Below are 3,932 nucleotides of genomic sequence, written 5' to 3' on the forward strand. Positions count from 1 at the left end.
CTCCGAGCGGCTGTCCGGTCTGCTCGAGGATGCCGGGTACGCCAAGGCCGCACCCGGTGACACCGCCGATCTCGTCGTGTTCAACACCTGCGCGGTGCGCGAGAACGCCGACAACAAGCTGTACGGCACCCTCGGCCACCTCGCGCCCATCAAGGCCGAACGTCCGGGCATGCAGATCGCCGTCGGTGGCTGCCTGGCCCAGAAGGACCGCGACACCGTCGTGCGGAAGGCCCCCTGGGTGGACGTGGTGTTCGGCACCCACAACATCGGTTCGCTGCCGGTGCTGCTGGAACGCGCCCGCCACAACAGCGAGGCGCAGGTGGAGATCATGGAGGCGCTCGAGGCGTTCCCGTCCTCGCTGCCCGCCAAGCGCGAATCCGCGTACGCGGGCTGGGTGTCGATCTCGGTGGGCTGCAACAACACCTGCACCTTCTGCATCGTGCCGTCGCTGCGCGGCAAGGAGGTGGACCGCCGTCCCGGCGACGTGCTGGCCGAGGTGCAGGCGCTGGTCGACCAGGGCGTCATGGAGGTGACGCTGCTCGGGCAGAACGTCAACTCCTACGGCGTCTCCTTCGCCGATCCGAACGAACCGCGCGATCGCGGCGCATTCGCCAAACTGCTGCGCGCCTGCGGATCCATCGAGGGCCTGGAGCGGGTGCGCTTCACCTCCCCGCATCCGGCCGAGTTCACCGACGACGTGATCGAGGCCATGGCCGAGACGCCGAACGTGTGCCCGCAGCTGCACATGCCGTTGCAGTCCGGTTCCGATCGCGTGCTCAAGGCCATGCGGCGCTCCTACCGCAAGTCCAAGTACCTGGGCATCATCGAGAAGGTGCGGGCGGCCATGCCGCACGCCGCCATCACCACCGACATCATCGTCGGCTTCCCGGGCGAGACCGAGGAGGATTTCCAGGAGACCCTGGATGTGGTGCGGCAGGCGCGGTTCACCAGCGCCTACACCTTCCAGTACTCCATCCGCCCCGGCACCCCGGCCGCCGAGATGCCCGATCAGCTGCCGAAAGAGGTCGTCCAGGAACGGTATATGCGGCTCATCGAGTTGCAGGAGCGGATCTCGCTGGAGGCCAATCAGGCACTGGTCGGCACCGAGGTGGAACTGCTGGTGGCCGAGAGCAGCGCGGGCAAGAAGAACGCCGCCACCGCGCGCATGAGCGGCCGCGCCCGCGACGGCCGCCTGGTGCACTTCCGGCCGCCCGCCGATCCCGCGCCCGGCGCCGAGATCCGTCCCGGCGATCTGGTCACCGTCGACATCACCGGTGCGGCCCCGCACCACCTCATCGCCGACAGCGTGGTGCGCGACCATCGCCGCACCCGCGCGGGCGACGCCCACGAGCGTGGCGTCACCCCGAAGACCGCACCCATCGGCGTCGGCCTGGGACTGCCGCGCATCGGCACGCCGGAACCGCTGCCTGCCGCCGCGGGCTGCGACAGTGGCTGCGGACTGTGAGTGCGCGATGAGTGATCGGCACGGTGACGAGCACGAGAACGACCGACCGGCACAGCGGCCGACCCCCGACCCGAACGAGGAGACGATGAAGTCAACCGAGCAGGGCAGCCAGGAGTTCGAGCAGTTCCGCGGCGATCTGGAGGCGGTGGAACGCAAGATCGCCGGTGAGATCGATCCGGGGGTGCGCGCCCTGGTGGTCGCCGGTGCGGTGTTCGTGCTGCTGCTCTCGCTGGTGCTGCCGCACGCCGGGGCCGCTCGCGGCTTCGACGTGCTGCTCTACGATGCGGTCGCCCAGGACGAGCACATCGGCCTGCCCTCCCGGATCTTCGTGTGGTTCGTGGTGGTGTTCGGCATCGGCTTCTCACTGGCCGCCCTGACCACCCGCCGCTGGGTGCTGGCCTGGATCGCCACCGCGGGCACCGCCATCGCCAGCGTCTTCGGGGTCTTCTCCATCTGGCACCGCCAGACCCCCGGCCTGGGCAACTACGAGGGCTCGGGTCCGGGCATCGGGCTCATCCTGGCCGCCATCGCCGCCATCGTGCTCACCTTCCACTGGATCCGCGTCGTGTGGAGCCGCACCGTGGTGCACCTGGAGGCCGAGGAGCGCCGTCGTCAGGCCGCGGCCGCCGCCGAGCAGCAGGACCGCCGCTGGCTCACCGGCGACGAGGGCTGAGTTCGGCCGCCTCTCCGACGACACGATCGCTGTGTTCGATCAACGGCTCAAAACCGCTCAGGGCCTCGAGTAGCCGGCGGCGCGGTCCGCTCCGCCCGACCCCTCGTCAGCGCTGGCTGACCGCGCCCTCGGCGGCTTCCGCCCATTCCCGCCACTGCTTGGCCTGTTCCAGGGCCTTCTCCGCGTCCCGGGTCTTGCCCGCGGCCTGCGCCTTGGCGGCCTGCTCCTCGAATTGGGCGACGCGTTCACGGAATTGGGCGGCGCGCGCCATGGCCTCCGGGTCGGTGCGCCGCCACTGGGCGTCCACCGCTTCGCGCACCTTCTTCTCGATGGCGCGCAGGCGGCCCTCGAGTTCGTGGATGCGCTCGCGCGGCACCTTGCCGATGGCGTCCCACTTCTCCTGCAGGTCGCGCAGGGCGGCGCGGGCGGCGTCGAGTCCGGACTCCGGATCGATGTGCTCGTACTGCTTCAGCAGTTCCTCCTTGGCGGCGGCGTTCTGCTCGAATTCCGCGTCGCGTTCGGAGGCGGCCGCGTTGCGGGCGGCGAAGAAGACGTCCTGGGCGGCCTTGAACCGCCGCCACAGCTGCTCGTCGGCCTCGCGCGGGGCGCGGCCCGCGGCCTTCCATTCGGTGAGCAGGTCACGGAACACCGAGGCGGTGCCCGCCCAGTCGGTCGAGGAGGACAGCTCCTCGGCGCGCACGCACAGCTCTTCCTTGCGGGTCTTGGCGGCGGCCCGCTCCCGGTCCAGTTCGGCGAAGTGCGCGCCGCGGCGGCGGTTGAACGCCTCGCGCGCCTTGGAGAAGCGTCGCCACAGTGCGTCGTCGACCTTGCGGTCCACGCCGCGAATGGTCTTCCACTCCTCCAGGATCTCGCGCAGCCGGTCGCCCGCGGCCTTCCACTGGGTGGATTCGGCGGCGATCTGCTCGGCCTCGGCCGCGAGCGCCTCCTTGCGTTCGGTGTGCTCGTGCCGGGTGCGCTCCTTCTCCTCCTTGGCGTGCGCGGCCGCCTCGTCGGAGTGTTCGATAATGGCCTGCAACCGTCGGGCCAGACCGTCGATATCGCCGATCACGGCGGCGGTCGGCAACGATTCGGCAAGCGCGGCGGCATCGGCCTTGATCTTGCGGGCGTCGGCTCCGGCGGCGAGCCGTTCCTCGAGCAGCACCACGTCGGTGGCGAGGTTGTCGAAGCGGCGGCCGAAGTGGGCCAGACCCTCGGCGGCGTCACCGGCCTGCCAGGAGCCCACCACCCGCTCGCCGTCGGCGGTCTTCACCCAGGCGGTGCCGTCCTCGTCCACGCGGCCCCACTGGCTGGGATCGCTGACGGTCGGCACCACCACCGCATGCGGGTGGGGGGTGTGCGCCGGGCCGGGCGCGGGTTTGACCGCGTGGGGTTTGGGGGTATCAGAGCTGCGGGCACCGGGTTTGCGGGGCCGATTGCCGGCGGCCTCGGCCGCTGGTGACGGTCGTTCGGCGGCGGCCGCGCCAGGCTGGGGCGTCGTGGTCGACTCCGGGTGGGTAGCTTTGTCGTTTCCGTTGTTGTCGGTCATTGCTCCTCGTCCCTGCCGCGCGTCACGGCTGCCTGGTTACGCCCTGGTCATCCCATCTAGCTTGACCCCATTCAACCAGGCTGGGTGGCGAAATGCTGCGTTTGCGGGCCGCGTCACCGCGCGGCGGCGCGGACGGGGTGGGGCTGGTGTGGCGGGTTGGCGCTACGGTTGACGGCGTGTTCAGTGTTGCGGCCCTGGTCCCTTCGCCGCCCGTGCTCGTACCCGAATTGGGCGGTGCCGCGGGTGTG

General features: G+C 70.7%; 3 protein-coding genes. 2 read left to right on the forward strand and 1 reads right to left on the reverse strand.

Annotation, left to right across the window (positions count from 1 at the left end):
* Positions 1–1,465, forward strand: a 1,465-nt coding sequence (gene miaB, locus QK444_RS33775) for a tRNA (N6-isopentenyl adenosine(37)-C2)-methylthiotransferase MiaB (protein WP_282786081.1), incomplete at its 5' end; no start/stop codon positions are given.
* 85 nt (positions 1,466–1,550) lie between these two features.
* The gene (locus QK444_RS33780) at positions 1,551–2,138 is read left to right on the forward strand and encodes a hypothetical protein (protein WP_282786082.1); all 588 of its coding nucleotides are present in this window, start codon (positions 1,551–1,553) and stop codon (positions 2,136–2,138) included.
* A gap of 106 nt (positions 2,139–2,244) precedes the next feature.
* Here QK444_RS33780 and QK444_RS33785 read toward each other — a convergent pair whose 3' ends face one another.
* Complete coding sequence (locus QK444_RS33785; protein WP_029928317.1) at positions 2,245–3,684, reverse strand: DUF349 domain-containing protein; 1,440 nt, start codon at positions 3,682–3,684, stop codon at positions 2,245–2,247.
* Positions 3,685–3,932: the final 248 nt, after the last annotated feature.

Origin of the sequence: Nocardia sp. CC201C (assembly GCF_030010695.1) — a bacterium.
Classification (GTDB): Bacteria; Actinomycetota; Actinomycetes; order Mycobacteriales; family Mycobacteriaceae; genus Nocardia; species Nocardia otitidiscaviarum.

Bases quoted from the DNA above. Each gene is read 5' to 3' on its own strand.
- QK444_RS33780 (WP_282786082.1), top strand. From the start codon at position 1,551: ATGAAGTCAACCGAGCAGGGCAGCCAGGAGTTCGAGCAGTTCCGCGGC.
- QK444_RS33785 (WP_029928317.1), bottom strand. From the start codon at position 3,684: ATGACCGACAACAACGGAAACGACAAAGCTACCCACCCGGAGTCGACC.